A 21,462-nucleotide genomic window follows, 5' to 3' on the forward strand; every position below is an offset into this window, starting at 1 on the left:
CCGTGTCGTTCAAGGACCCGCTGAACGAATCCCTGGCCGAGGCCGACCCGGAGGTCGCCCGCGCGGTGGCCGCCGAGCTGGACCGGCAGCAGTCCACGCTGGAGATGATCGCCTCGGAGAACTTCGCGCCGGCGTCGGTGCTGGAGGCCCAGGGGTCGGTCCTCACCAACAAGTACGCCGAGGGCTACCCGGGCAGGCGCTACTACGGCGGCTGCGAGTTCGTCGACATCACCGAGCAGCTGGCCATCGACCGCGCCAAGGAGCTGTTCGGCGCCGAGCACGCCAACGTGCAGCCGCACAGCGGCGCGCAGGCCAACACCGCGGTCTACTTCGCGCTGCTCCAGCACGGTGACACGATCCTCGGCCTCGACCTGGCGCACGGCGGCCACCTGACGCACGGGATGCGGCTGAACTACTCCGGCAAGGTGCTGAACGTGGTGCCCTACCACGTCCGCGCCGAGGACGGCCTGGTCGACATGGACGAGGTCGCCGCGCTGGCGGCCGAGCACCGGCCCAAGATGATCGTCGCGGGCTGGTCGGCCTACCCGCGGCAGCTCGACTTCGCCCGGTTCCGCGAGGTGGCGGACTCGGTGGACGCGCTGCTCATGGTCGACATGGCGCACTTCGCCGGGCTGGTGGCCGCGGGCCTGCACCCCTCGCCCGTCCCGTACGCCGACATCGTGACGACCACCACGCACAAGACGCTGGGCGGCCCGCGCGGCGGGCTGATCCTGGCCCGCGAGGAGTACGGCAAGAAGATCAACTCGGCGGTGTTCCCGGGCATGCAGGGCGGCCCGCTGGAGCACGTGATCGCGGCCAAGGCGGTGGCGCTGAAGATCGCCGCGTCCGAGGAGTTCAAGGACCGGCAGCGGCGCACCGTCGAGGGCGCCCGGCTGCTGGCCGAGCGGCTGCTCGCCGAGGACTCCGCGAAGGCGGGGGTGAAGGTCCTCACCGGCGGCACCGACGTGCACCTGGTGCTGGTCGACCTGGTCGACTCCGAGCTCACCGGCCGGGACGCCGAGGACCGGCTGCACGAGATCGGCATCACCGTCAACCGGAACGCCGTCCCGAACGACCCGCGCCCCCCGATGGTCACCTCCGGCCTGCGGATCGGCACGCCCGCCCTGGCCACCCGCGGCTTCACCGCCGCGGACTTCGCCGAGGTGGCCGACGTCATCGCGCTGGCACTGCAGCCCACGTTCGACAAGGAGGCGCTCGCGGTCAGGGTCCGGGCACTGGCGGCCAAGCACCCCCTCTACCCGAACCTCTGACGTCACGGGACGTCCCGGACCATGGCGATCAGCGTCTTCGACCTCTTCAAGATCGGCATCGGGCCGTCCTCGTCCCACACCGGCGGCCCGATGGCGGCCGCGCACCGGTTCGCGCGCGGCCTGCACGGCGACGGCCTGCTGGAGGAGACCGCGTCCGTGCGGGCCGTCCTGTACGGCTCGCTCGGTCTCACCGGCAAGGGGCACGGCAGCGACAAGGCCGTCATCCTCGGCCTGGAGGGCGACAAACCGGAGACGGTCGACGTCGACACCGTCGACGAGCGCCTCGCCGCGATCCGCTCCCGCGGCGCGCTGCGCCTGTTCGGCTCGCACGACGTCCCGTTCGTGGTGAACGAGCACCTGGTCTTCGAGCGCAAGGAGTCGCTGCCCGGCCACCCCAACGGGATGCGCTTCACCGCCTACGGCGCCGGCGGCGGCGAGCTGCGCTCGAAGGTCTTCTACTCGGTCGGCGGCGGCTTCGTCGTGGACGAGAACGCCACCGGGGCCGACCGCATCAAACCGGACGACACCGTCCTGCCGCACCGCTTCGACACCGCCGCCGAGCTGCTGGAGCGGTGCGGGGAGACCGGGCTGTCGATCTCCGCCCTGATGCTGGAGAACGAGCGGGCCTTCGGCCGTACCGAGGCGGAGATCCGGTCCGGCCTGCTCGATCTCTGGCGGGTCATGCGCGCCTGCGTCGACCGCGGCTGCACCCGCGAGGGCCTGCTGCCCGGCGGCCTGAAGGTCCGCCGCCGCGCGCCGCAGCTGCACCGCCAGCTGACGTCCGAAAGTCCCGCCGACCCCCTGCACGCGATGGACTGGGTCACCCTGTTCGCCCTGGCCGTGAACGAGGAGAACGCCGCCGGCGGCCGCATCGTCACCGCCCCCACCAACGGCGCCGCGGGCATCATCCCGGCGGTGCTGCACTACTACGCGAAGTTCGTCCCGAACGCCTCCGACGACGGCGCCGTCCGCTTCCTGCTCACCGCGGCCGCCATCGGGGTGCTGTTCAAGCAGAACGCGTCGATCTCCGGCGCCGAGGTCGGCTGCCAGGGCGAGGTCGGCTCCGCCTGCTCGATGGCCGCCGCCGGACTCACCGAGGTCCTCGGCGGCACGCCCGAGCAGGTGGAGAACGCCGCCGAGATCGGCATCGAGCACAACCTGGGCCTCACCTGCGACCCGGTCGGCGGGCTCGTCCAGGTGCCGTGCATCGAGCGCAACGCGGTCGGCGCCATCAAGGCGATCAGCGCCACCCGCCTCGCGCTGCGCGGCGACGGCCGCCACTTCGTCTCACTCGACCGCGCCATCAAGACCATGAAGGACACCGGCCGCGACATGCTCGACAAGTACAAGGAGACGTCCCGCGGCGGCCTCGCGGTAAATGTAGTCGAATGCTGACAGAGAGTGGCGATACCATCTTGGTATGATCCCCCTCATGACCACCCGCAGCGTCCGCATCCCCGACGACATCGACGCCAGGCTCGTCGCCTTCGCCGAGTCCAAGCACATCTCGGTCAACAGCGCCCTCGTCCAGGCGGTGGAGGAGATGATGACCCGGGACGCGCAGGCGGACGCCGTCACGGCCGCCGCCGACGAGGTCTTCGCCCGCCGTCAGGAGCTGTTCGAGCGCCTGGCCGACGCATGATCTATCTGACCGTCGAGCAGATCATCGCGCTGAACGCCCGCCACCTGGGCGGGCAGGCCGCGGTCCGCGACGCCGGGCTCGTGCAGAGCGCGGCGGCCCGCCCCCAGACGATCGCCTTCGGCGTCGAGGCTTACACGACACTCGACGACAAGGCGGCGGCGCTGCTCCACTCGATCATCTGCAATCGCCCCTTCGTCGACGGCAACAAGCGCACCGCGTGGGCCGCCATGGAGGTGATGCTCGTGGTGAACGGGCACCGCTCCGGTCTCACCGATGACGAGGCGTTCGATCTTGTGGTGCGGATCGCCACGTCGTGCTCGGAGATCGAGGTCAAGGAGATCGCGACGGCCCTGAACGTGGTCGAGCGCACCGCCTGAGTGACCGGGATACGGGCAGGTGCCGCCGAGCGGGGCGCGTCGAAACGGCGTCGGTCACCGGCGCCCCGATCAGTTCACCAGCACGATTTTTCCGCGGGCATGGCGGGTCTCGCTCAGCTCGTGCGCGGCCGCGGCCTCGGCGAGCGGGAACGCCGCCGCGACCGGCACTCGCAACCGCCCCTCCTCGGCGAGCTTGACGGCGATGTCGAGGCCGTGCAGCGCCAGCGGATCCGCGGCGGCTCCGGCGGCCGCGGCCGTTTCGTCGGCCGGCGCTCCGTGCGACATGTGCACGCCGTGGGCCGCCGCGGTGAAGTCGGCGGCGATCGTCACCACGCGCGCCCGGTCCCCGGCGATGGCGATCAGGTCTGACAGCGCTCCTCCGGCGCAGTCGAAGACCGCGTCCACCCCGTCCGGTGCCAGCGCGCGGACCCGTTCGACCAGCCCCGGCCCGTACGTCGTCGGCTCCGCGCCGAGGGCGCGCAGGAAGTCGTGGTTGTGCTCGCCGGCCGTACCGATGGCGGTGGCACCGCGGGCGACCGCGAGCTGGACGGCGATGGTGCCCACCCCACCGGCCGCGCCCTGCACCAGCACGGTGTGCCCCGCGCCGACCGCGAGCCGGTCCAGGACGCGGGTGGCCGTTTCGACGCTGCCCGCGGCGCCGCCGGCTTCCTGCCAGGTCCACGCGGCCGGTTTGGGCGCCCAGGCGGTCAGGACCGCGTAGTCGGCGTTGGCGCTGCGCGCTGCGATGGTGGTCATGCCGAACACCTCCTCGCCCACGCCGACGCCCGTGACGCCGGCGCCGATCTCGTCCACCACGCCCGCCGCGTCGACGCCGGTCCGGCTCGGGAACGTCGTGGGCACCACGTCACGCAGCGTCCCCGAGCGGATAATGGCTTCTCCCGCCGACAACCCGGACGCCCGTACGGCGATGCGGATCTCCCCCGGTCCGGCATGCGGCTCCTCGACCTCGGCGACATGCACAACGCTGGGCGGGCCGTACTGGGAAAACTGAACAGCTCTCATGCACCGCACCGTAACGGAACACCCCGTCCGTTTAGCTAAAGTGAGAGTGGTGACGGCCCAAGTGAGTCAAAGGCTGCGCTCGGACGCCCGCGACAACCGTGAGCGCATCCTCGCGGTCGCCCGCGCGGCCTTCGCCACCGAGGGCCTCGACGTGCCGATCCGGGAGATCGCCCGCCGCGCACAGGTGGGCGCCGCGACCGTCTACCGGCACTTCCCGACCAAGGAAGCGCTGTTCGCCGAGGCCTTCGCCGAGCCGATGGCCCTGTGTTCGGCGGTCGTCGAGGAGGGCCTGGCGGCGGCCGACCCTTGGCGCGGGTTCTGCCTGGTGATCGAGAAGCTCATGGAGGTGCACGCCCTGGACCGGGGCTTCTCCCGCGCGTTCACCTCGCGGCTCCCCCTTGCGGTCGACTACTTCACCGCGGACCGCGACCGCACGCTGCGTCTGCTGGTCGAACTCGTCCGGCGAGCGAAGCAGGCGGGCGACCTGCGGGCTGATCTCGTCCTGGAGGACGTCATCATGGCGATGATGGCGAACGAGGGCATCCGTGCCGAGTCGCCCGAGATGAGAGTGGCGGCGTCGCGCCGCTTCGCGGCCTTGATGATCCAATCGTTCCGGGCGAATCCCGTCCCGGCGCCGCTTCCGCCGCCCGTCCGGCTGCCTCTGTCCGCACGCTGATGGGCGTTCCCTCACCGTTACAAGGGTGGCCCGGCCCCTTCGCGGGGTTCCCCGTACCAGCGCCATTCGGGGCGGCGGGGGTGTCCGGGGAGTTCGCCGCGGCCGGTGGCCCAGAGCAGGGTCGGCCAAGGCGCGGTGCCGTGGGGGACGTCCGGGAACAGCCGGGCGAGGGCGCGAGCGCAGAGGTCGGCGGGCGGGTTCCACGCCAGTCCGAGCCCTTGGGCGAGGTCGTGCATGTGGACGAGGGTCTCCACGATCCCCATCGCGGCGAAGCCCTCGGCGTCGGAGGCACCGAAGACGTGGTAGGCCCGTACGTCCGGCGGCGTCGTGCGCACCATGGCGATCAGCAGGGCACCGCTGGCCTCCAGCACCTGGAGGAGTCCCCCGATCCCCGCTTCACGATCAGCGTGAATCGCGTTGAAGGGGCCGCCGGGCCGGCGGCTCTCCCAGACGAACGGCACGAGGCCACCGACCGAACGAGGGCCGAGCTGGGCCGCGTACGAGAAGAGGTCGTCGCTCAGGTGCTCGACGGTCTCCCAGCAGGTCCATTCCAGGGAGCCCGCGTTGGCCTCCCACGCCTGGGAATCGGCGGGCGCCTGGCGGAGGGCGGCGAGGGTGAGCCCTACCGCGTGGTCGAGGTCGTCGGCGGTCATTCGGTGTCCCCGGCAAGGCGGCGCAGGATGTCGGCGAGGCCGTCCAGGGCCTGCTCCAGGTCGGCGGTCCGTTCATGTGGGGAACGGAACCAGTCGGCGAACTCGGCCACGTCGTTCAGGTCCCAGCGCAGACCGTAGAACGCCAGCGCGGAGGGATCGGGTTTGCGGCCGGTGGCGTCGGCGTAGCGGGCGAGTTCGTCGGGGTCCTGGGTGACCAGCCACAGATCGCGTTCGGGGACGGCCAGGCCGTTGGTGTCCCAGTCGATCAGCAGGCAGCGTTCCGGCGTCCAGAGCAGGTTGCCGGGGTGCGGTTCGCCGTGGGTCAGGACGGGTTCGTGGCCTTTGCCGCGCAGTTCCGTGGCCCGCCTGTCGAATTCCTCCAGGCGGCCGCGGAGTCCGGTGAGGTGCTCGGCGAGCAGTGCCCTGGCGGGTTCGGAGAAGGGACCGCCGGTCCAGGGACGGTCGGATTCCCGCAGGGCCTGCTCCAGGTCGTCCCGTCCCGGGAACTCCGGTCGGAGCACCGGGGTCGAAGAGGGAGGCGCGGTGCGATGCAGTTCGGCGAGCATGTCCAGCACGAGAATCCGCTGCTCCGCGGCGAGCACCTGTCCGAACTCTCCGGAGTCGCCGTCCACGAACGGAAAGACGCTGATCGCGTAGCGCTCTCCCAAGCGGCGGACCGTCTCACCGTGGACGGTCCGCAGGGGCGCCACGACGAATTCCAGCCCGCGAAGGGCCCAAGCGGTGTCCATGGCGCTGCGAAGCCCCGCGAAGCCTTCACCGATGTCGGCGACCGTGACGAACCACTGCCGTTCACCGGCGATCCAGTGGTAATCGCCGAATCCGACAGGTGCGTACTGCAATGGAACGGCGTCGATTCCCCATGCGCCCAGCGCGTCCCGTACAGCGGACTCCGCGAGCCCTTCGGGCCGATCCTTCATCCCGCCAAGCTAACCGATCATGGTCCCGCGCACCGGTGGAGAGATCTTCGCCGAGCTCGCGCCCCGGTTCGCACGGCTGGCCGGCGACCGGCTGGCGGTGTACGAGGCCGCCGAGGCGACGATGGGCGCGCACCGGCCGCCGATGCCGCTCTGGTTCCTCGGCGTGGTCGGCGTCGATCCCGACCGGCAGGGCACCGGGCTGGGCGGCGCGGTGATCCGGCCGGGCCTGGCGGCCGCCGAACGCGAGGGCGTGCCCGCCTTCCTGGAGACCTCCGAGGCCCGCAACGTCACCTTCTACGAGCGGCTCGGCTTCGAGGCCACCGCCCAGTACGACCTGCCCGACGGCGGCCCCACCACCTGGTCGATGATCCGCAACCCGCGGCCCTGAGCCCCCTCACCTTGCCGTCGCCGCGGCGCCGCACGTGGGTGGGCAAGGTGTACCGCCGGGTCGTGCGTGACCGAGGATCTCGGCGACGACGATGTCGGCGCCCGGGGTCAGATGATCTCGAGGTTGGCCATCATTCCCATGTCTTCGTGTTCGGCGTTGTGGCAGTGGAAGAGGTAGCGGCCGCGGTAGCCGTTGAAGCGCGTGATGATCTCTACTGACTCGCCCGGGCGGAGGGAGACGGTGTCCTTGAGGCCCGCGTCGTGGAGGTGGGGTCGTTTTCCGCCGCGGGAGAGCACTTGGAAGCCGACCAGGTGGAGGTGGACGGGGTGGTGGACGTCGGCGATGAGGCGCCAGACCTCGACGTCGCCGAGGCGGGTCGTGACGTCGGTGCGGGCGGGGTCGAACGGGTGGCCGCCGATCAGCCAGCCGTGGCCGCCGTGCATGCGTCCGGCGCGGAAGGAGAAGTCACGCACGCGGACCGCGTCCGACCGGCGCCAGGTCGGCAGATCGTGGGAGAGGACGGGGGGGACGCGGCTGGGGTCGGCGGCCTTGCGGGCGACGCGGAAGGCCATCACGTCGCGGGTGCGTCCCGGGCCCAGCCGGTTGAGGAGCCTGACGCGGTCGCCGACGGGGACGCCGGAGAAGTCGACGATCAGGTCGTATCGTTCGGCCGGGGCGATCGGCAGGGACGGATGGGTGACCGGCGCGGCGAGCAGCCCCTGGTCGGCGCCGACCTGGACGAGGTCGACCCGGCGCCCATCGTCGGTGACGGCCTCGAGCTCGTAGTGCCGGGCGTTGGAGGCGTTCAGGACGCGCAGCCGGTAACGGGCCGCGTCGACTTCGTGGACGGGCCAGGGGGCGCCGTTGACGAGGATCACGTCGCCGAGGACCCCGGCGAGGTAGGGCTCGTGGACGCCCGGTCGCGCGCGCAGGGCGGGGTCGAGGGAGGGGTAGAGGAGGCCGCCTTCGCCGTCGAACGCGCGATCCATGATCACCAGCGGCAGCTCGCGGGGCCCGGCGGGCAGGCCGAGCTCCTCTTCCACCTCGTCGCGGACGATATGCAGCCCGGCGAGGCCGCGCCAGATCGCGGGGGCGGTGAAGTCCATCCGGTGGTCGTGGTACCAGAGCAGCGTCGGACGCTGGCTCATCGGGAACGTGTAGTCCCGCGTCAGCCTCGTCACCACGGCCCGCGGATCGCTCATTCCCCGCATTCCGCCTACCTCTGGCATGCCATTCGTGTGGTGTGTCATGTGGACCTCGTCCTGCCAGCCTTCGGGCAGGACGAGGTCGGTCGGGTACCCGTCGGAGGCCGCGGTGGTGTGTCCGCCGTGGAGGTGGACGACGGTCGGCACGGGCAGCTCGTTGCGGTGCGTCACGGTGACCGGTCTGCCGTGGCGGGCCTCGATCGTCGGTCCGGGGAAGACGCCCTCGTAGGTCCACATCGGCGTCCTGACGCCGGGCAGGATCTCCACGACCGCCTCGCGCTGCGTCACCTCGTACCGGTCGACGCCGCCGGCCGTGCCGACGGGCTTCAGGATCGGGGGAAGCGGCAGCGGCGTCCGGAACGCGGGCGGCAGCGGTATAGCACTGCGCAACTGCGCGCCGGTGGCGGACGGATGGCGGGACAGCGCGGCCGCGGTCGACAGCCCGGCGGCCGCGGTCAGGCCGAGCGCGCCGCCGATGCCCAGCATCCGGCGCCTGCTCAGCTCACTCATCGTCGTCCTCCTCCGCGCGTGAGACCGGCCCGAGTGGCCGTCGCCACACGGCGATGAACTGCACGGCGAGCCCCGTGATGGTCAGCACTCCCAGCGGCAGGTGCAGCCAGAGGGCCCCGTCCATCCCGGCGAAGTACTGCACCGTCTCGGCCGCCACCAGCGCCAGCGTGGCGAGGAACGGCCCGGCCTGACGCAGCCGGGCCCAGACCACGATCGCCGCGATCAGCTGCAGGTAGCCGATGGAGGTGACGGTGTCGGCGCCGGCCGCGTGCAGGCGCAGGCCGTCGTAGTCACCGCTCAGGTAGACACCGGCGAACACCGGCTGGCCGAAGATCGCGACCGCGTGGGCGCTGACGACCGCCCGCAGGACCCACCCGGCGGGGCTCGTTCGATGCACGGGACCGGGCCGGGCCAGAACGGCCCGGCGGACCCCGTCGATTCCGGTGACCATGAGTCACCCCTCACTCGTCGTAGAACCGGGGCGTGGCCGCCGGTCCGGGGCGTGGCCGCCGGTCCGGGGCGGGTCGCTTCTGGAGGACGGCCTGGATCACGGTCGCTCGGTGTTCGACCGTTCGGGTGGCTCGTCAGGGCTCGAGGTCGATGGCTCCCTTGCCGGTCGGGATGTCGAGGGGCACCGAGACCTGGTCGTGGGCGATCAGCCAAGTGCCGTCGATCTTCCGCAGGCCGTAGGTGATCCTGACCCACATGCCGCTCGTGGCCGTCCCGTTCTTCAGCGTGCCGCTGAGGCGGGCGAAGGCGTGCCCGAAGGCCACGTCGTCGCCCACGGCGAGGGTCAGGTCTCGGACCTCGTATGCCACGGTCTCGAAGAACGCGAACACGTTCGCCCAGTTCCGGGCCTTCGCCGCGACCCCGACGTGCTGGAGCGGCGGCTCGACGTCGAAGGACACGACCTCCTTCGTGTAGAGCCGCTTCAGTCCCTCGAGGTCCTTGTCCCGGAGTCCTTCGACGATCTTGTCGATCTGCCGGCGGATCTTGGCTTCGTCCGCCTTTCGTTGCGTGGGCATCGTCACTGGAATTCCCTTCGCGGTGGGTCTCTCGGCTTCTCGCACCACGAAGCTATGACGCATGGACTATCTTGTCTAAGATCGATATTGCTATGAAGTTATACCCTGGGAGTCATGATGGAGCTGAACTCGCTCCGGCAGTTCCTGGCGGTCGCGCGGCTGGAGCACCTCAGCCGGGCCGCCGAAGAGCTTCACATCGCCCAGCCGTCGCTGAGCCGCACCATCTCCAGGCTGGAGGGCGAACTGGGCGTGCCGCTGTTCGAGCGCAGCGGCCGGCTCCGGCTGAACGACACGGGCAGGCTCTTCCGCGACCACGTCGAACGCGCCCTCGGCGAGCTCGAGGCGGGACGGCGTGCCGTCACCGAGGCCACCGGCCAGGGCCTGGGCGCGGTGCGGCTGGCGTCGGAGACCTTCCTCACCCTCACCGGGCCGTTGGCGGCCTTCAAGCGCTCCCATCCCGCCGTCGAGATCGAGCTCCACTGGTCGCCGCCCGAGGACATGGCCCGCCGGCTGCGCGCCCAGGAGATCGATCTGTGCGTCGCCTCGCAGCCGATCCACGCCGAGGGGCTGGAGGCGACGCGACTGTTCGAGGAGGAGGTGGGAGTGGCCTTTCCCCTCGATCACCCCCTGGCGGGCCGTGCGTCCGTGACCATCGGCGACCTCGCCGACCAGCCGTTCGTCACCGCCCGCAACGGGCACTGGCTGCGCCGGCTGCTCGATCGGCTCTTCGCGGCGCACGACCTCACCCCGAAGATCGTGTGTGAGAGCGACGAACACAGCGCGATCGCCGATCTGATCAGCGCGGGCCTGGGCATCGGTCTCGTCCCCGCCTTCGCCCGCCGCAGCGCCACGCGCGCCCCCCTCGCCTGGATCCCCGTCGACGACCCCGGCTCCCGCCGCACCGTGACCCTCCACTGGGGCGCCGACAGCCACCTGTCCACCGCGGCCCGGCTGATGCGCACCACGATCACCGGCTGGAACTGGACCACCGGCGAACCACCCTCCCGCTAGACACGGTGGTGCGCGGGGACGACGTAGAGGTGGTAGACGGTGCCGCGGAGGACGACACCGCTCCGCACGTCCACCACCTGGCAGCGCCAGTTCTCACCCGACGTCCTGGGAGCCGCCCGCAGCACCTCCAGGGAACCGTCCCGAGGGCGAGACCGCCGGGTTCCCGGGCTTGCTCACCCCGAAGCCGTCAGGCGGGCAGTAGGCGTTACAGCCACGCATCTCACGCCTCGATCATGGCGAGCACGTCCGCCGTCGGACGCACATCGCCGAAGGACCGGTAGATCGTGTGCAGCGTGGCGTTGTGGTCCCGGTCGCAGCGCGCCGCGTTCGCGTCCGCGACCATGATGACCCGCAGCCCGAGGGTGGACGCGTCCCGGGCCGACGACTCGCAGCACACGTTGGTGACGGTTCCCGTGATGAGAACGGTGTCGACACCACGCTCGTTCAGCAGGGCGGGGAGGGCGCAGCGGCCGGGGAAGAATGCGCTGGCCGCGAACTTCTCCACGAGTAGATCTTCGGGCCCCACGGCGAAGTCCGGCCAGAGACGCCCTGCCAGCGGCCCCGTGCCGCCGGAGGCGCGGTAACGATCGGCCGCCTCGGGGCCGTGGAACTCGTCGTCCACCGGCGTGCACGGCCTCGCCCCGGGCAGCACCCACGCGACCGTCGCGCCCGCCGCGCGCAGCGCGTCCGCGATGCGGCTGATGTTGGGCACGATCCCCCGGCAGTACGGATTGCCGGACACGAAGAACGGCACCATGTCGATCACGACCAGCGCCGTACGCGCCGGCTCGAACCGGGTGAACGCGAACCGCCGCCCCCGCCTCTGCTCGTGCCGCTCGTACTCTCGAACCTCAATGCGCCACGCGTGCACCGTGCCGTCCATGCCACTTCCAACCTGTCGCACCAGCTCATTAGTGTCCAGCCATGATCACTTCCGTTCCCGGACTGCGGTACGTCGCCGACTGGCTCGCCCCCGACGACCGCGAGTCGCTGCTTACCCTCATCGACGCCGCCCCATGGTCCACGGAGCTGCGGCGACGCGTCCAGCACTACGGCCACCGCTACGACTACGGCCGCCGCAACCTGGCCGTACAGGCCCCGCCGCTCCCGGTGTGGGCGCGCGACCTGGCGGCACGCCTCGTCCACGAGGGCGTCATGGACCACGCCCCTGATCAGGCGATCGTCAACGAGTACGAGCCGGGCCAGGGCATCAGCGCACATGTCGACTGCGTTCCCTGTTTCGGCCCGGTAGTCGCCGCGATCTCGCTGGGCTCGTCCTGCGTCATGGACTTCACCCACCCCGAAAACACGAAGGTGCCGGTACGCCTGGCGCCGGGAAGCCTGTGCGTCATGACGGGCCAGGCCCGCTACACCTGGCGGCACGCCATCGCGGCCCGCAAGAGCGACCCAGGCCCGTCCGGCCGCGTCCCCCGCGCCCGCCGAGTCTCGATCACCTACCGCACCGTCCAGCCGCAGTGAGTCGCGTCCCCGATCACGAGGCCGTCCGTCGCCTTCGCCCGGCTCGCGCGCTCTTGAGCGTCACGAGGATCCAGAAGCCAAGCAGCGCGCCCATCAGGGCAAGCTCCCGATCAGCGACCTTGATGCCGGCCCCCGGCCGTGTCTGCCCCCAACCGGCGAACGCAAAGCCAAGCTACAAAGACCGGTCGGTCATGATCACCGAGGGAGTTCCAGACTCCCCGCCCTCACCGCGCCCACCAAGCCCCGCCACTCGGACAAGCCCAAGACCAAGTGCCCAGCGTCAGGAGCCTTGCTGTCCCGTACACCGATGGAAGAAGAGAGCCGGGCTACCTCAACACACGAGTTCCCCTCGACGTCGCTGCGGCTGCTCTTTCGCCACACAGACCTCATCGAAGAACCCCATCGTCTTGTTGATCAACTTCCGGGATGCGTCCTCAGACAGCGCCTTTGCCCGGATCTGGTCATAACGTACCCCGAGCTCCTGGACTTCGGCGGGGTCGTAGATCAACCGACCACCTATCTGCGCTTCGGTGTAGGCGATGTCTCCCTCGTCCAGCCCGAGGATGGTGAACTCGCCGTTCATACCCCAGTGGGCACCCGCGGAGAAGGGGACGATCTGGACCGTCACTTTGGGAAATTCTCCCGCCTTCAATAGGTGCACCAACTGGGCGCGCATCACTTCCACACCGCCGACCATGTGCAAGAGCACAGACTGATCCATCAGGATCCAGACGTATGGTGCCTGTGGTTCTTCCCTGGTGAGCAACTCTTGACGAGCCAGCCTGGCCGCCACCGCCGCGTTGAGATCTTTCGGGTGGCCAGCCGCGATCATGGCCATCGCATACGCCTCCGTCTGAAGGAAAGCGTGAATCGCCTTCGACTGATAAATCTTGACCGAAGTTGCTTCCTTCTCGTGTTCCAAGAACTCCATCAACCACTGCGAACCGTGTTCCTTGCGAGCGTGGTGGTGGATGATCTGGAGGCGGTCTTCGGTGTTGAGGCGCTTGTCGGCGTCTTGGGCGAACTCTCGGTCTGGGCGGCGGGCGCAGGTTTCGTACGCGCAGACGCAGGCGCGGGTGGTGTGGATCTCGGCGGCCAGGTCGTTCTGGGAGAGGCCCTCGGCCTCGCGGGCGCGGCGGAGTTCGTAGGCGAAGAAGGCGGACAGGCTCTTGTACGGGTCGATCTGCGGTTCGTTGCTCATGGCTCTCCCCCTCCGCTCGCGACAACCGCGTTGTGGCGGTCGTTCCGCTCCAAAGCGTAATCGGAAGGTGCACGATGAGCAGCGGAATCGTCACCGAACGCACAGGACAATTGAATGGACTGCAAAGACGGGCCGCAGTACGCGCTCACGCTCAGGACCGTGCCCGCCGCCGTTCCGGCGGGGCGGCAGCTGGTGAAGGCGATGCTCCGCTTCCGGGCGCTGCCCGAACTGAAGGACGACGCGACGCTGGTCACGGCCGAGTTGGTCGGGAACGCGATCCGGTACGGGCAGGAGATCGTCCTGCTGCTGCTTCTGGACGACCAGCGCCGGGTGGTGGTGCAGGTGTGGGACGCCGACCCGGAGCTGCCGGTGCTGCGCGATCCCGAGGAGCTGGACGAGGGCGGGCGCGGGCTGTTGCTGGTGAAGATGTGCGCGGACGAGTGGGGCTGCACCCCGTGCGCGCTCGGCGGGAAGATCGTCTGGGCGAAGATCAAGTGAGGGGGCCTTGAGATGTACCGCGACGTGCTGGACCGCCGTGCGCTGAGGGTTCGCCTATGCGGCTCCGCGCAGAGCTTCGATCAGGAAGGACTGGTCCCGACCTGCTCTTTTCACCAGTGCGTCGATTTCGAGGCTCTCTGGCGTGACCCCTTCGAAGTCTCGACCATCGTCCATAATCGCCACTTCGGACAACGAATGGTCGGTATAGCCTACGACGCCGCGTTCACCCTCCGTTCGAGACTTCCCTTTATCGGGCAAATTAACCTTGCTCGGATGGACGAGGGCAATGAGCATAAAGCCTCCGGTCGCAAACCCCGTTTGCGGAGCGAGAGACCACTCCTCGATACGCCCACCGGTAGTGTCCTTCTCGCCGAACCCGCTCTGGCGGGCCGCGTCCTTGGACTCGGGGGCACCCGTCTGGTTCGAAGCGGGAGGCGTGCCCCCAAAAGTCTGGTTCTGCATGATAGCGAGAGTCTGGAGCGGATCTGTACCTCGGAAGATGATGACTCGGTCGCCATTCTCGAGTTCCTGCAGGCGGGGTTGCAGTTCCTCGTACGCCTTGAGCAGCCTCTCCTTTACGCTCTCGTTGTTCTTGCTTCGAAAGAACTCCTTACCTTCCTTCCTGGCCGCCGCTTTCTCGCCCGCCCTGTCAGTAGCTCTCTTGACCAGCTTCTGGTAGGCGCCGGCCACGTGAGTCTCGGTGAAATTCTCCCCCTTGTGGTTGAGTGCTTGAAAGATGATCGCAGAAAGCAGCGCCATGGCGGCCTGGCCCGGCCCGGGAACCGGATTCAACGAAGGAGCGAGCTTTGCCGCGGCCGTTTTCATGGTGCTCACCGTGATCGTTTCGTCGTAGATGGTCAGCATGCGCAGCCTCCAAGGCATGCGGTCGAGATGTTCCCCGTCGAACTTCTGTTCTCATGGAACGCGACGGCGACCGCGTGGGCAATACTTTCTTTTGTCCAGAAACGGCCAGCGGTGATAGCGAAACACTCCACGCTTGCGATCTCGCGATAAGGAAGAGCGACTTACCTGCTTTGGCCACCGGGGCCACCCATGCCCATGCCCGGTGACATCTCATACAAAGTATTCGTCATCCAGCGCCACCGGCACACCATCCATGGCAATTTCCTGGAGCGCGCGGACGGCCTGACCGGGTATCGATAGTTGCGGGGCGGCGAGAATCAGCGTGCGGGTCGGGGACCGGCCCCGACGCCTCTCGTTAGAATGCACCCCAAGGCGGCTACTTTAACGGAGAACGAGTTATGCCTTGCTTCAGGCGGTCAGCATCGACTAATAGTGCCGCAGTAATCAAGGTTGGCATGTCAAAAAAGGAAGTACTGCGGCTCCTGGGCGAGCCTGCCCTTAAGCGCAGCACCGATGAGATGCTCCGCTCCTACACCGGAGGGGTAGTGCACCTCGGCAAGCGACCGCCCAGGGGCGGAGCTATGGTTGTACGACAATTTTCCGGAGGCCGGGAAATCATCAATGGTCAGATTCGTCAAAGGCAAGGCTCAGCTCGTTCACGTGGATAGAATGCGCGGAGCCTGACGCTGAACTCCGAGACGTGGTCTTGGACGCGCATCGACCTTCAGCCCTCGCCTGACCGGCAAGCGGGACGGCGCGGGCGTGAGCGCGGACACGCGCGAAACGGCTGGCCGGCGCGCTGCGCGCCATCACCGAGCAGGGCATCGCCAAGGTCTCCGCGCGCAGCATCGCCGCCGCGGCCGGAGTGAACCAGGCGCTGGTCTTCTACCACTTCGGCAGCGTCGACGAACTGCTCTCCGCCGCCTGCCGTCACGGCGCCGAGCAGCGGGTGGACGCCGACGGCGCCGCGCGGGCACTGGATGCGCTGGACCAGCTCTCCGCGCTCGTGGGCGTCTTGGAGGAACTGGGGCCGGTCGCCCAGCGGGCGGTACGCGCCCGTCTTCGGCGCAGCAGTCAAGCGGGGCGGTAGGTGGTCGGGAGTTGGTTCCAGGCGCGGCGGAAGCCCTTGGGGAAGGCGCCTATGGGCTGGGGGTGGTCCCAGCCCTCTCGCCAGTCGCGCCAATCGCCGGACGGGAGGCGGCCCTCGCGGCAGGCGGCGGCCATCTCGGACGCGTGGAGTCCCAGGTAGGCGAGGGTGAGGCGGGCCGCGCCCTCATCGATGTCCCAGTGTTCTTGCCAGCCGGTGAACTCGCCGGGGAGGGCGTCCAGCCATTCGGGCCAGCGGGACGGATGGCCCTCGGCGGTCAGGTGGTGGTGCCAGGCGACCGGGAACCACCACGGGGTCGTCCCCTCCTTCGGGCGGTACAGGTGGCCGTACGTTCTGGCGAACGGGCGTTCTGCATAGAGGAAGGGGACGGCGGCGGTGCCGATGAGGATGTCGGCGTCCTCGTGGCCCATGCCGATCTCGGCGAAGGCGTGCCGGAGCTTCGACCAGACGATTCGCGTGTCCGGCCTGCCGCGTTGCTCCTGGTCGGGGAGGCGCCAATCGGCGAAGTCGGTGCTCGGCAGCGGGACGCAGGTCGTCATGTCCGGGAGGGAGAGAAGCTCTATGCGGTCGCCGCGGTAGGCGATGTGGCACACCAGGTCGTCCACGAGGGCGCAGCGATCGCCCAGGGTGAACAGGGACTGTTCGCCGGACGGGAGGTCGACGCGGGCGCCGATCGTCTTGTGCTTCTCGGTGTACACGACGACCAGGCTGTCGTCGAAGAGCCGCATGCCGTGCACGTTGCAGCCGAAGTACGGGTTGTAGGTCGCGACGTCCACCTGGACGTGCGGCAGCCCGGGACCGGCCACGTTGATCGTCAGGTCGACCGGGATGTAGCCGTTCTGCGGTTCTCCGGAGACCTCCTCGACCCAGGCGACCCGGGCGCCGTCGGTCGTTCCGTCCAGGACCGCCCGGCCCGCGCCGGCTGGTGACTCATGCATCGTTTTCAGTGAGAACCCGCCGCTGCCCGGCGCGGGTGTCTCGGTGTACGGGCCGTCGAGGCCCAGGGCCGTGCCGATCGCGGCCAGGAGGTCGTCCATCAGGCGAGCACCCCGCGGCCGACCGGGGTGTGCGCGCCTTCGATCGCGGGACGGCCGCAGTGCGCGCACACCAGCACCGGCTCCAGGAGTTCGCCGCAGGTGTGGTGCCAGCGGACCGGCGGGTCGTCCGGGTTGATGTGCCGGTCCCCCCACTTCATCAGGGTGGTCAGGACCTCGCCCAGCTCCCGGCCCGGGGGTGTCAGGTGGTATTCGAAGCGTGGCGGGTGGTCGTTGTAGCGTTCGCGGCGGATGATGCCGGCGGCCTCCAGCTTGCGGAGGCGGGTGGTGAGGATGTCGCGGGACGCGCCGGTATTGCGGGCGATGCCGTCGAACCGCCGGACGCCGTGGAAGAGCTCGCGGACGGCGAGGATCGTCCAGCGTTCGCCGATGATGTCGAGCGTGTCGGCGATCGAGCAGGGGCGCGGGTCGGCGTCCTTCGGCATGGCCCCATCCTAGGGACGTTCGATGATCGTCGCGTTGGCCAGACCGCCGGCCTCGCACATGGTCTGGAGGCCGTAGCGGGCGCCGCGGTCCTCCATGGCGTGCAGGAGGGTGGTCATGAGGCGGGCGCCGCTGGCCCCGAGTGGGTGGCCGATGGCGATGGCGCCGCCGCGGACGTTGACGCGGGCCGGGTCGGCACCGGTCTCGCGCTGCCAGGCCAGGACGACGGACGCGAACGCCTCGTTCACCTCGAACAGGTCGATGTCCGGCAGGTCGAGACCGGCCTTGGCCAGCACCTTCGTGGTGGCCGGGACGATCGCGGTGAGCATCAGGAGCGGGTCGTCGCCGACGACGGCGAACGCGCGGAAGCGGGCGCGGGGGCGCAGGCCGAGGCGTTCGGCGGTGTCGGCGCCCATGATGAGGACGGCGGCGGCGCCGTCGTTGAGCGGTGACGCGTTGCCCGCCGTGATCCGCCAGCCGATCTCGGGGAAGCGTTCGGCCATGGACGGGTCGTGGTAGGCGGGCTTGAGGCCGGCGAGGATCTCGGGTGTGGTGGCGGGCCGGACGGTCTCGTCGGGCGCCTTCCAGGCGAGTTCGCGGTCGAACTCTCCGTTGGCGTAGGCGGTGGCGGCGCGGCGGTGCGACTCGGCCGCGTAGGCGTCCAGCTCCTGGCGGTCGATCTTCCAGCGGGAGGCGATGAGTTCGGCGCTGATGCCCTGGCCGACCAGGCCGTCGGGGTAGCGGTCCCGGAGGGGGGCGAAGGGGTTGGTGCCGGGCAGGACGGCCGTGCCCATCGGCGCCCGCGACATCGATTCCACGCCGCATGCGATGGCGATGTCGTACGCGCCGCTCTGCACGCCCTGCGCGGCGATGTGCACCGCTTGCTGGGACGAGCCGCACTGCCGGTCGACGGTCGTCGCGGGGACGGTCTCGGGGAATCCGGCGGCCAGGACGGCGGTGCGGGTGAGGTTGGCGGCCTGGTCGCCGGCCTGGGTGACGATGCCGCCGATCACGTCGTCGACGAGCGCGGGGTCGATGCCGGTGCGCTCGACGAGGGCGGTGAGGGTGCGGGCGAGGAGGGTGCCGGGGTGCTCGCCGTGCAGGGCGCCGCCGGGCTTGCCCTTGGCGATGGGGGTACGGACCGCGTCGATGATCACTGCGTCGCGCATGGTCCGAGGGTAGGCCTAGTGGGTTGGAAAACACAACCCTCTAGGCCAAAGCTCGGAGGCCGGACGTTGGCGTCACGGCCTCCGAGGCGACGGGCCGCTCAGTGGAAGGGGCCCGTGATGTCATCCGTGATATCACCTCGTACGTCGAAGGGCTCCATCAGGAGCCGGCCGTTCTCCTTGATCGTTTCGCAAGCGAACCTCCGTCCCCTCGACGACGTTGCCTTCGCACCATAACTCGACAACCCGCCCCTTTAGCAATTAAAACCGTCAAACTTTACTAAATCGGACGACCGTCACGGGGTCAGGGCCATGTTCGCCAGGATCCGGGCGGCCAGCGCGGTGTCGCCCTCGGTCCCGACCTTCACCGCCTCCGGCCCGCACCGTCCCGCCGCCAGCCGCAGGAACGTCTCCCAGTCCATCCGCAGCGTGGCGTCGCCCTCCGCCGGGTCGTCGACCAGCCGTGCCCGGCCGTCGTCGCCCACCCGGATCCGGGACGTGAACGGCAGCGGCTCGGAGATCTCGAACACCACGACCTGCCCGGCGGCGGCGCCCGCCCGCTTGGCCACCACCATCGGCAGGCCCGGCTCCAGGATCCGCCGCGCGCGCTCGGCCGCCGGACCGTCCAGGTTGCCGGGACGTCCCACCGCGCGCCGGATGTCCTGCTCGTGCGCCCAGCAGTCGAACACGCGGAACACCATGAACTCGGCGTACGGGACGGTCCGGCCGGTCGGCGCGGTGATGGGCTTCTCGGGGTCGAGGTCCGCGAGCACCGCCAGCCGCCGGTCCAGCACGTCCCGCAGTTCCGCCAGGACCTCTTCACCGCGCCTGCCGCGCCGGGCGTCCACCACGGTCTCGATCAGGCGGCCCAGGTCGTTGCGCACATGCGCGGGCACCGCCGCCAGCACGTGGCCCCCGGCCGGGTCCTCGCCGAGCAGCATCGTCTCCGTCCCGACCATGTGAGCCGTCACGTCCTGGACGGACCAGCCAGGGCATTCTGTGGGCCGCGCCCAGTCGGCGGCCTCGAAGGTCTCCGCGAGCGCGATCGTGGATCGCAGCGTCTGCTCGAAGGCGGCGACGTTCGCCCGCATTTCCGATCTCATGCTCATGCGTCGAAACTTGCACGGCCCGGCGCCGTCGACAAGATCAGGCGACGGTCCGCTTCTCCGGGCCGGACAGCAGCCGCAGCCGGACGACCGCGGGCAGCGGGCCGAGTTCGAGCGCGTTTCGGAGCCGGCCGACGGCCTCCCCGCCGATACGGCGGCGCAGCTCGTCCAGATCGGCGTTCTCGCCGTACGCGACGCTCAGGTGCACGCGGGGCCGCGCGGAGGTGCCCACCAGCCGGACCTGCACGCCCCGCACCCCCGGATACTCCGCGATCTCCTCCTCCAGCGTCGCGGCGACGGCCTTGCCCGACACCCGGGTCGCGCCCCCCGACGGATCGGGCTCCAGCGCCAGGCCCGGAAGCCGTTCCGAACGCGCCTGGGCGAGCAGCCAGGCCACCCCCAGCAGCGCCAGCAGGACCCCGGCGGCGGCCACCGCGGGCCAGAACCAGCCCTGGTCATGGGCGTACCGGCGCATCGCGTCGGTGATCAGCGGGTCCGCCGCGGCGGCCCGGCCGAACGCGCCCAGCCCGCGGGCGAGCGCGATCGCCCCGGCGGCCAGCAGGATCAGGCCGACCAGCGTGAGACCCACGTGGTTGGCACGGGACGCGTGCCGGTCCATGCGCCGCTCCTCGTCACTTCCGGCGGACGTTCACGACCGCGCGGCCACCCGTCATGGGCCCGAGCTCGTCGAGCCTGCGCTGCACGGCGGCGCGTACCCGTTCGCCCAGGTCACCGGGATCGCGCAGCGCGCTGGTCAGGACGATCTCCACCTTGCGCCGGCCCACCTTCACCCGGGCGACGTCGAACACCCCGTCCACCCCCAGCGCGGCCGCCCCGGCGGCGTTCCGCAGGCCGCTCCGGGTGATGCCGACGATCAGGTCGGGATCGTCGCCGTGCAGCGGCACCAGCCGCCCGCGCCCGGGACGCAGCCCGGCCACCAGGAACACCAGCCCGAGCAACGCCAGCCCGGCGGCGATCAGCAGCGGTGCCCAGTCCTTGTAGCGCGCCCCCGTCGCCCACGACGCCACCCGCTCGTACGGGACGAGCCGCGCGGGACTCCCGGCCAGCGCGGAGATCACCTCGATCGCGGTGAGCACGCCCGCGGCCGTGACCAGCAGGGCGGCGACCAGCGCGGGCACGACCCGCCGGGAGTGGAAGGCGCGGCGCGCCGCCCGGTCCGCGGCACGGGCCGGAGCCGCCCGCCGGGGCGGGTGCGTGTCGGCCTCTCCCGTCCCGCCGCCCGGCAGCGGCCGCGCGTGCGTCGTCACCTGACCACCCGCCGCTCCCGGCGGGCGATCGCCTCACGGCGTTCCAGCCCGGCCACGTCGATGTCCATCTGCCGCACCGTGAGGCCGGTGAGGGCCCGCACCCGCTCGCGCACGTGATCGCGAACCCGGTTGGTCACCTCGCGCACCGGCTCGGGGTAGAGCAGCGACATCCGCACGCGCGCGGTGACCGTCTCCCCGTTCACCTTCACGTCCACGCGCGGGCCGCGGCCCCTGGCGAGCCCGCGGCCGGCGCCTTCCGCGTCCTCGTCGAGCGCGTGCCGGACGATCCGCGCCACCGCCCGTTCCGCGATCGTGGTCTGCCCGCGCCGTCCCTTGGGCGGCGGCGGCCCGGCCGCCGTCACGACCGGCCCTTCCTGGCGCCGATCGAGGAGAACAGCCCGACCAGGTCCAGGTCACCGGTGGCGGCGAGCCCGACCAGCAGGCCCAGCACGCCGATCACGAGCACGATCGCGAACGCCCCGAAGCCGCCGAACGCGCCCGCGAACCCGAGCGCCGTCCCGAAGGCGAGCCCGATCGCCGGCCAGGCGATCCTTGCGTCCATCTCAACCTCCCCC

Annotated in this window: 29 protein-coding genes; 10 read left to right on the forward strand and 19 right to left on the reverse strand. The window is 70.3% G+C overall.

The window, feature by feature from the left end; genetic code table 11:
* Positions 1–2 precede the first annotated feature (2 nt).
* From ABD340_RS27955 to ABD340_RS27970, 4 genes are read left to right on the forward strand one after another with little or no spacing between them, the layout of a single operon-like run.
* Positions 3–1,271 carry a serine hydroxymethyltransferase gene (locus ABD340_RS27955; protein WP_344592880.1) on the forward strand — a complete coding sequence of 423 codons (1,269 nt, stop codon included), beginning with the start codon at positions 3–5 and terminating at the stop codon, positions 1,269–1,271.
* Between the two features lie 21 nt (positions 1,272–1,292).
* On the forward strand, positions 1,293–2,666 hold the full coding sequence (locus ABD340_RS27960; protein ID WP_344592882.1) for an L-serine ammonia-lyase: 1,374 nt from the start codon (positions 1,293–1,295) through the stop codon (positions 2,664–2,666).
* A gap of 37 nt (positions 2,667–2,703) precedes the next feature.
* On the forward strand, positions 2,704–2,913 hold the full coding sequence (locus ABD340_RS27965) for an Arc family DNA-binding protein (protein WP_344592883.1): 210 nt from the start codon (positions 2,704–2,706) through the stop codon (positions 2,911–2,913).
* Positions 2,910–3,290 (forward strand): type II toxin-antitoxin system death-on-curing family toxin, encoded by a 381-nt coding sequence (locus ABD340_RS27970; RefSeq protein WP_344592884.1) that lies wholly within the window; start codon positions 2,910–2,912, stop codon positions 3,288–3,290. The genes ABD340_RS27965 and ABD340_RS27970 overlap by 4 nt, the downstream gene beginning before the upstream one ends.
* Before the next feature lie 69 nt (positions 3,291–3,359).
* On the opposite strand, the gene ABD340_RS27975 is transcribed toward ABD340_RS27970, so the two are convergent.
* On the reverse strand, positions 3,360–4,313 hold the full coding sequence (locus ABD340_RS27975; RefSeq protein WP_344592886.1) for an NADP-dependent oxidoreductase: 954 nt from the start codon (positions 4,311–4,313) through the stop codon (positions 3,360–3,362).
* Positions 4,314–4,362: 49 nt separating this feature from the next.
* Between ABD340_RS27975 and ABD340_RS27980 the strand changes: the two genes are divergently transcribed.
* Positions 4,363–4,989 carry a TetR/AcrR family transcriptional regulator gene (locus tag ABD340_RS27980; protein ID WP_344592887.1) on the forward strand — a complete coding sequence of 209 codons (627 nt, stop codon included), beginning with the start codon at positions 4,363–4,365 and terminating at the stop codon, positions 4,987–4,989.
* A gap of 17 nt (positions 4,990–5,006) precedes the next feature.
* On the opposite strand, the gene ABD340_RS27985 is transcribed toward ABD340_RS27980, so the two are convergent.
* Entirely contained in the window at positions 5,007–5,642 is a 636-nt protein-coding gene (locus ABD340_RS27985) for a hypothetical protein (protein WP_344592888.1), read from the reverse strand.
* A complete protein-coding gene (locus ABD340_RS27990; protein WP_344592889.1) occupies positions 5,639–6,580 on the reverse strand; it encodes a phosphotransferase in 942 nt (313 codons plus the stop codon). The genes ABD340_RS27985 and ABD340_RS27990 overlap by 4 nt, the downstream gene beginning before the upstream one ends.
* Before the next feature lie 19 nt (positions 6,581–6,599).
* Between ABD340_RS27990 and ABD340_RS27995 the strand changes: the two genes are divergently transcribed.
* The gene (locus ABD340_RS27995; protein WP_344592890.1) at positions 6,600–6,968 is read left to right on the forward strand and encodes a GNAT family N-acetyltransferase; all 369 of its coding nucleotides are present in this window, start codon (positions 6,600–6,602) and stop codon (positions 6,966–6,968) included.
* Positions 6,969–7,075: 107 nt separating this feature from the next.
* Here the strand turns inward: ABD340_RS27995 and ABD340_RS28000 are convergent, their stop codons facing one another.
* From ABD340_RS28000 to ABD340_RS28010, 3 genes are all read right to left on the reverse strand, one after another.
* Positions 7,076–8,683 (reverse strand): multicopper oxidase family protein, encoded by a 1,608-nt coding sequence (locus ABD340_RS28000; protein WP_344592891.1) that lies wholly within the window; start codon positions 8,681–8,683, stop codon positions 7,076–7,078.
* Positions 8,676–9,134 carry a hypothetical protein gene (locus tag ABD340_RS28005; RefSeq protein ID WP_344592892.1) on the reverse strand — a complete coding sequence of 153 codons (459 nt, stop codon included), beginning with the start codon at positions 9,132–9,134 and terminating at the stop codon, positions 8,676–8,678. The genes ABD340_RS28000 and ABD340_RS28005 overlap by 8 nt, the downstream gene beginning before the upstream one ends.
* 133 nt (positions 9,135–9,267) lie before the next feature.
* Positions 9,268–9,708 carry a YybH family protein gene (locus ABD340_RS28010; RefSeq protein WP_344592894.1) on the reverse strand — a complete coding sequence of 147 codons (441 nt, stop codon included), beginning with the start codon at positions 9,706–9,708 and terminating at the stop codon, positions 9,268–9,270.
* A 114-nt stretch (positions 9,709–9,822) separates the two neighbouring features.
* Here ABD340_RS28010 and ABD340_RS28015 point away from each other — a divergent pair, with 114 nt between their 5' ends.
* Positions 9,823–10,719, forward strand: coding sequence for a LysR family transcriptional regulator (locus tag ABD340_RS28015; RefSeq protein WP_344592896.1), 897 nt, complete (start codon positions 9,823–9,825; stop codon positions 10,717–10,719).
* Here ABD340_RS28015 and ABD340_RS28020 read toward each other — a convergent pair.
* Positions 10,716–10,844: a hypothetical protein gene (locus ABD340_RS28020; protein WP_344592897.1), complete on the reverse strand. Its 129-nt coding sequence runs from the start codon at positions 10,842–10,844 to the stop codon at positions 10,716–10,718. The genes ABD340_RS28015 and ABD340_RS28020 overlap by 4 nt on opposite strands.
* 95 nt (positions 10,845–10,939) lie before the next feature.
* A complete protein-coding gene (locus ABD340_RS28025) occupies positions 10,940–11,602 on the reverse strand; it encodes an isochorismatase family protein (protein WP_344592898.1) in 663 nt (220 codons plus the stop codon).
* Between the two features lie 41 nt (positions 11,603–11,643).
* Between ABD340_RS28025 and ABD340_RS28030 the strand changes: the two genes are divergently transcribed.
* Positions 11,644–12,198: an alpha-ketoglutarate-dependent dioxygenase AlkB gene (locus ABD340_RS28030; RefSeq protein ID WP_344592899.1), complete on the forward strand. Its 555-nt coding sequence runs from the start codon at positions 11,644–11,646 to the stop codon at positions 12,196–12,198.
* Between the two features lie 195 nt (positions 12,199–12,393).
* Here ABD340_RS28030 and ABD340_RS28035 read toward each other — a convergent pair whose 3' ends face one another.
* Positions 12,394–12,588, reverse strand: coding sequence for a DUF397 domain-containing protein (locus ABD340_RS28035; protein WP_344592901.1), 195 nt, complete (start codon positions 12,586–12,588; stop codon positions 12,394–12,396).
* Positions 12,530–13,399, reverse strand: a complete 870-nt coding sequence (locus ABD340_RS28040; RefSeq protein ID WP_344592903.1) for a helix-turn-helix domain-containing protein — start codon at positions 13,397–13,399, stop codon at positions 12,530–12,532. The genes ABD340_RS28035 and ABD340_RS28040 overlap by 59 nt, the downstream gene beginning before the upstream one ends.
* A 114-nt stretch (positions 13,400–13,513) precedes the next feature.
* On the opposite strand from ABD340_RS28040, the gene ABD340_RS28045 reads away from it, so the two are divergent.
* A complete protein-coding gene (locus tag ABD340_RS28045; protein WP_344592904.1) occupies positions 13,514–13,897 on the forward strand; it encodes an ATP-binding protein in 384 nt (127 codons plus the stop codon).
* Positions 13,898–13,951: 54 nt separating this feature from the next.
* Here the strand turns inward: ABD340_RS28045 and ABD340_RS28050 are convergent, their stop codons facing one another.
* The gene (locus ABD340_RS28050) at positions 13,952–14,761 is read right to left on the reverse strand and encodes a hypothetical protein (RefSeq protein WP_344592905.1); all 810 of its coding nucleotides are present in this window, start codon (positions 14,759–14,761) and stop codon (positions 13,952–13,954) included.
* A gap of 865 nt (positions 14,762–15,626) precedes the next feature.
* Between ABD340_RS28050 and ABD340_RS28055 the strand changes: the two genes are divergently transcribed.
* The gene (locus ABD340_RS28055; RefSeq protein ID WP_425547448.1) at positions 15,627–15,851 is read left to right on the forward strand and encodes a hypothetical protein; all 225 of its coding nucleotides are present in this window, start codon (positions 15,627–15,629) and stop codon (positions 15,849–15,851) included.
* Here the strand turns inward: ABD340_RS28055 and ABD340_RS28060 are convergent.
* The 8 genes from ABD340_RS28060 to ABD340_RS28095 all read right to left on the reverse strand — a co-directional run bounded on the left by ABD340_RS28060 (position 15,836) and on the right by ABD340_RS28095 (position 21,449).
* Complete coding sequence (locus ABD340_RS28060; protein ID WP_344592907.1) at positions 15,836–16,906, reverse strand: hypothetical protein; 1,071 nt, start codon at positions 16,904–16,906, stop codon at positions 15,836–15,838. The two genes, ABD340_RS28055 and ABD340_RS28060, sit on opposite strands and share 16 nt — an antisense overlap.
* On the reverse strand, positions 16,906–17,349 hold the full coding sequence (locus ABD340_RS28065) for a winged helix-turn-helix transcriptional regulator (protein ID WP_344592908.1): 444 nt from the start codon (positions 17,347–17,349) through the stop codon (positions 16,906–16,908). Before ABD340_RS28065 ends, ABD340_RS28060 begins: the two co-directional genes overlap by 1 nt.
* A 9-nt stretch (positions 17,350–17,358) precedes the next feature.
* Positions 17,359–18,516, reverse strand: coding sequence for a thiolase family protein (locus ABD340_RS28070; RefSeq protein WP_344592910.1), 1,158 nt, complete (start codon positions 18,514–18,516; stop codon positions 17,359–17,361).
* Positions 18,517–18,809: 293 nt separating this feature from the next.
* On the reverse strand, positions 18,810–19,622 hold the full coding sequence (locus ABD340_RS28075) for a maleylpyruvate isomerase family mycothiol-dependent enzyme (RefSeq protein ID WP_344592911.1): 813 nt from the start codon (positions 19,620–19,622) through the stop codon (positions 18,810–18,812).
* A 37-nt stretch (positions 19,623–19,659) separates the two neighbouring features.
* Positions 19,660–20,238, reverse strand: a complete 579-nt coding sequence (gene amaP, locus ABD340_RS28080; protein WP_344592913.1) for an alkaline shock response membrane anchor protein AmaP — start codon at positions 20,236–20,238, stop codon at positions 19,660–19,662.
* 13 nt (positions 20,239–20,251) lie between these two features.
* Positions 20,252–20,887 carry a DUF6286 domain-containing protein gene (locus ABD340_RS28085; protein WP_344592914.1) on the reverse strand — a complete coding sequence of 212 codons (636 nt, stop codon included), beginning with the start codon at positions 20,885–20,887 and terminating at the stop codon, positions 20,252–20,254.
* Positions 20,884–21,249 carry an Asp23/Gls24 family envelope stress response protein gene (locus tag ABD340_RS28090; protein WP_344592915.1) on the reverse strand — a complete coding sequence of 122 codons (366 nt, stop codon included), beginning with the start codon at positions 21,247–21,249 and terminating at the stop codon, positions 20,884–20,886. The genes ABD340_RS28085 and ABD340_RS28090 overlap by 4 nt, the downstream gene beginning before the upstream one ends.
* Positions 21,246–21,449 carry a hypothetical protein gene (locus ABD340_RS28095; protein ID WP_344592916.1) on the reverse strand — a complete coding sequence of 68 codons (204 nt, stop codon included), beginning with the start codon at positions 21,447–21,449 and terminating at the stop codon, positions 21,246–21,248. Before ABD340_RS28095 ends, ABD340_RS28090 begins: the two co-directional genes overlap by 4 nt.
* Between the last annotated feature and the right edge of the window lie 13 nt (positions 21,450–21,462).

It is taken from the genome of Actinomadura vinacea, assembly GCF_039532545.1.
GTDB lineage: Bacteria > Actinomycetota > Actinomycetes > Streptosporangiales > Streptosporangiaceae > Spirillospora > Spirillospora vinacea.

Coding starts and splice junctions, on each gene's coding strand:
- ABD340_RS27965 (WP_344592883.1), top strand. CDS start 2,704: ATGACCACCCGCAGCGTCCGCATCCCCGACGACATCGACGCCAGGCTC.
- ABD340_RS28000 (WP_344592891.1), bottom strand. CDS start 8,683: ATGAGTGAGCTGAGCAGGCGCCGGATGCTGGGCATCGGCGGCGCGCTC.
- ABD340_RS27960 (WP_344592882.1), top strand. CDS start 1,293: ATGGCGATCAGCGTCTTCGACCTCTTCAAGATCGGCATCGGGCCGTCC.
- ABD340_RS28040 (WP_344592903.1), bottom strand. CDS start 13,399: ATGAGCAACGAACCGCAGATCGACCCGTACAAGAGCCTGTCCGCCTTC.
- ABD340_RS28035 (WP_344592901.1), bottom strand. CDS start 12,588: ATGAGGTCTGTGTGGCGAAAGAGCAGCCGCAGCGACGTCGAGGGGAAC.
- ABD340_RS28075 (WP_344592911.1), bottom strand. CDS start 19,622: ATGAGCATGAGATCGGAAATGCGGGCGAACGTCGCCGCCTTCGAGCAG.
- ABD340_RS27975 (WP_344592886.1), bottom strand. CDS start 4,313: ATGAGAGCTGTTCAGTTTTCCCAGTACGGCCCGCCCAGCGTTGTGCAT.
- ABD340_RS27990 (WP_344592889.1), bottom strand. CDS start 6,580: ATGAAGGATCGGCCCGAAGGGCTCGCGGAGTCCGCTGTACGGGACGCG.
- ABD340_RS28005 (WP_344592892.1), bottom strand. CDS start 9,134: ATGGTCACCGGAATCGACGGGGTCCGCCGGGCCGTTCTGGCCCGGCCC.
- ABD340_RS28095 (WP_344592916.1), bottom strand. CDS start 21,449: ATGGACGCAAGGATCGCCTGGCCGGCGATCGGGCTCGCCTTCGGGACG.
- ABD340_RS28010 (WP_344592894.1), bottom strand. CDS start 9,708: ATGCCCACGCAACGAAAGGCGGACGAAGCCAAGATCCGCCGGCAGATC.
- ABD340_RS28065 (WP_344592908.1), bottom strand. CDS start 17,349: ATGCCGAAGGACGCCGACCCGCGCCCCTGCTCGATCGCCGACACGCTC.
- ABD340_RS28060 (WP_344592907.1), bottom strand. CDS start 16,906: ATGGACGACCTCCTGGCCGCGATCGGCACGGCCCTGGGCCTCGACGGC.
- ABD340_RS27985 (WP_344592888.1), bottom strand. CDS start 5,642: ATGACCGCCGACGACCTCGACCACGCGGTAGGGCTCACCCTCGCCGCC.
- ABD340_RS28030 (WP_344592899.1), top strand. CDS start 11,644: ATGATCACTTCCGTTCCCGGACTGCGGTACGTCGCCGACTGGCTCGCC.
- ABD340_RS28015 (WP_344592896.1), top strand. CDS start 9,823: ATGATGGAGCTGAACTCGCTCCGGCAGTTCCTGGCGGTCGCGCGGCTG.
- ABD340_RS28025 (WP_344592898.1), bottom strand. CDS start 11,602: ATGGACGGCACGGTGCACGCGTGGCGCATTGAGGTTCGAGAGTACGAG.
- ABD340_RS28070 (WP_344592910.1), bottom strand. CDS start 18,516: ATGCGCGACGCAGTGATCATCGACGCGGTCCGTACCCCCATCGCCAAG.
- ABD340_RS27995 (WP_344592890.1), top strand. CDS start 6,600: ATGGTCCCGCGCACCGGTGGAGAGATCTTCGCCGAGCTCGCGCCCCGG.
- ABD340_RS27970 (WP_344592884.1), top strand. CDS start 2,910: ATGATCTATCTGACCGTCGAGCAGATCATCGCGCTGAACGCCCGCCAC.
- amaP (WP_344592913.1), bottom strand. CDS start 20,238: ATGGACCGGCACGCGTCCCGTGCCAACCACGTGGGTCTCACGCTGGTC.
- ABD340_RS28045 (WP_344592904.1), top strand. CDS start 13,514: ATGGACTGCAAAGACGGGCCGCAGTACGCGCTCACGCTCAGGACCGTG.
- ABD340_RS28050 (WP_344592905.1), bottom strand. CDS start 14,761: ATGCTGACCATCTACGACGAAACGATCACGGTGAGCACCATGAAAACG.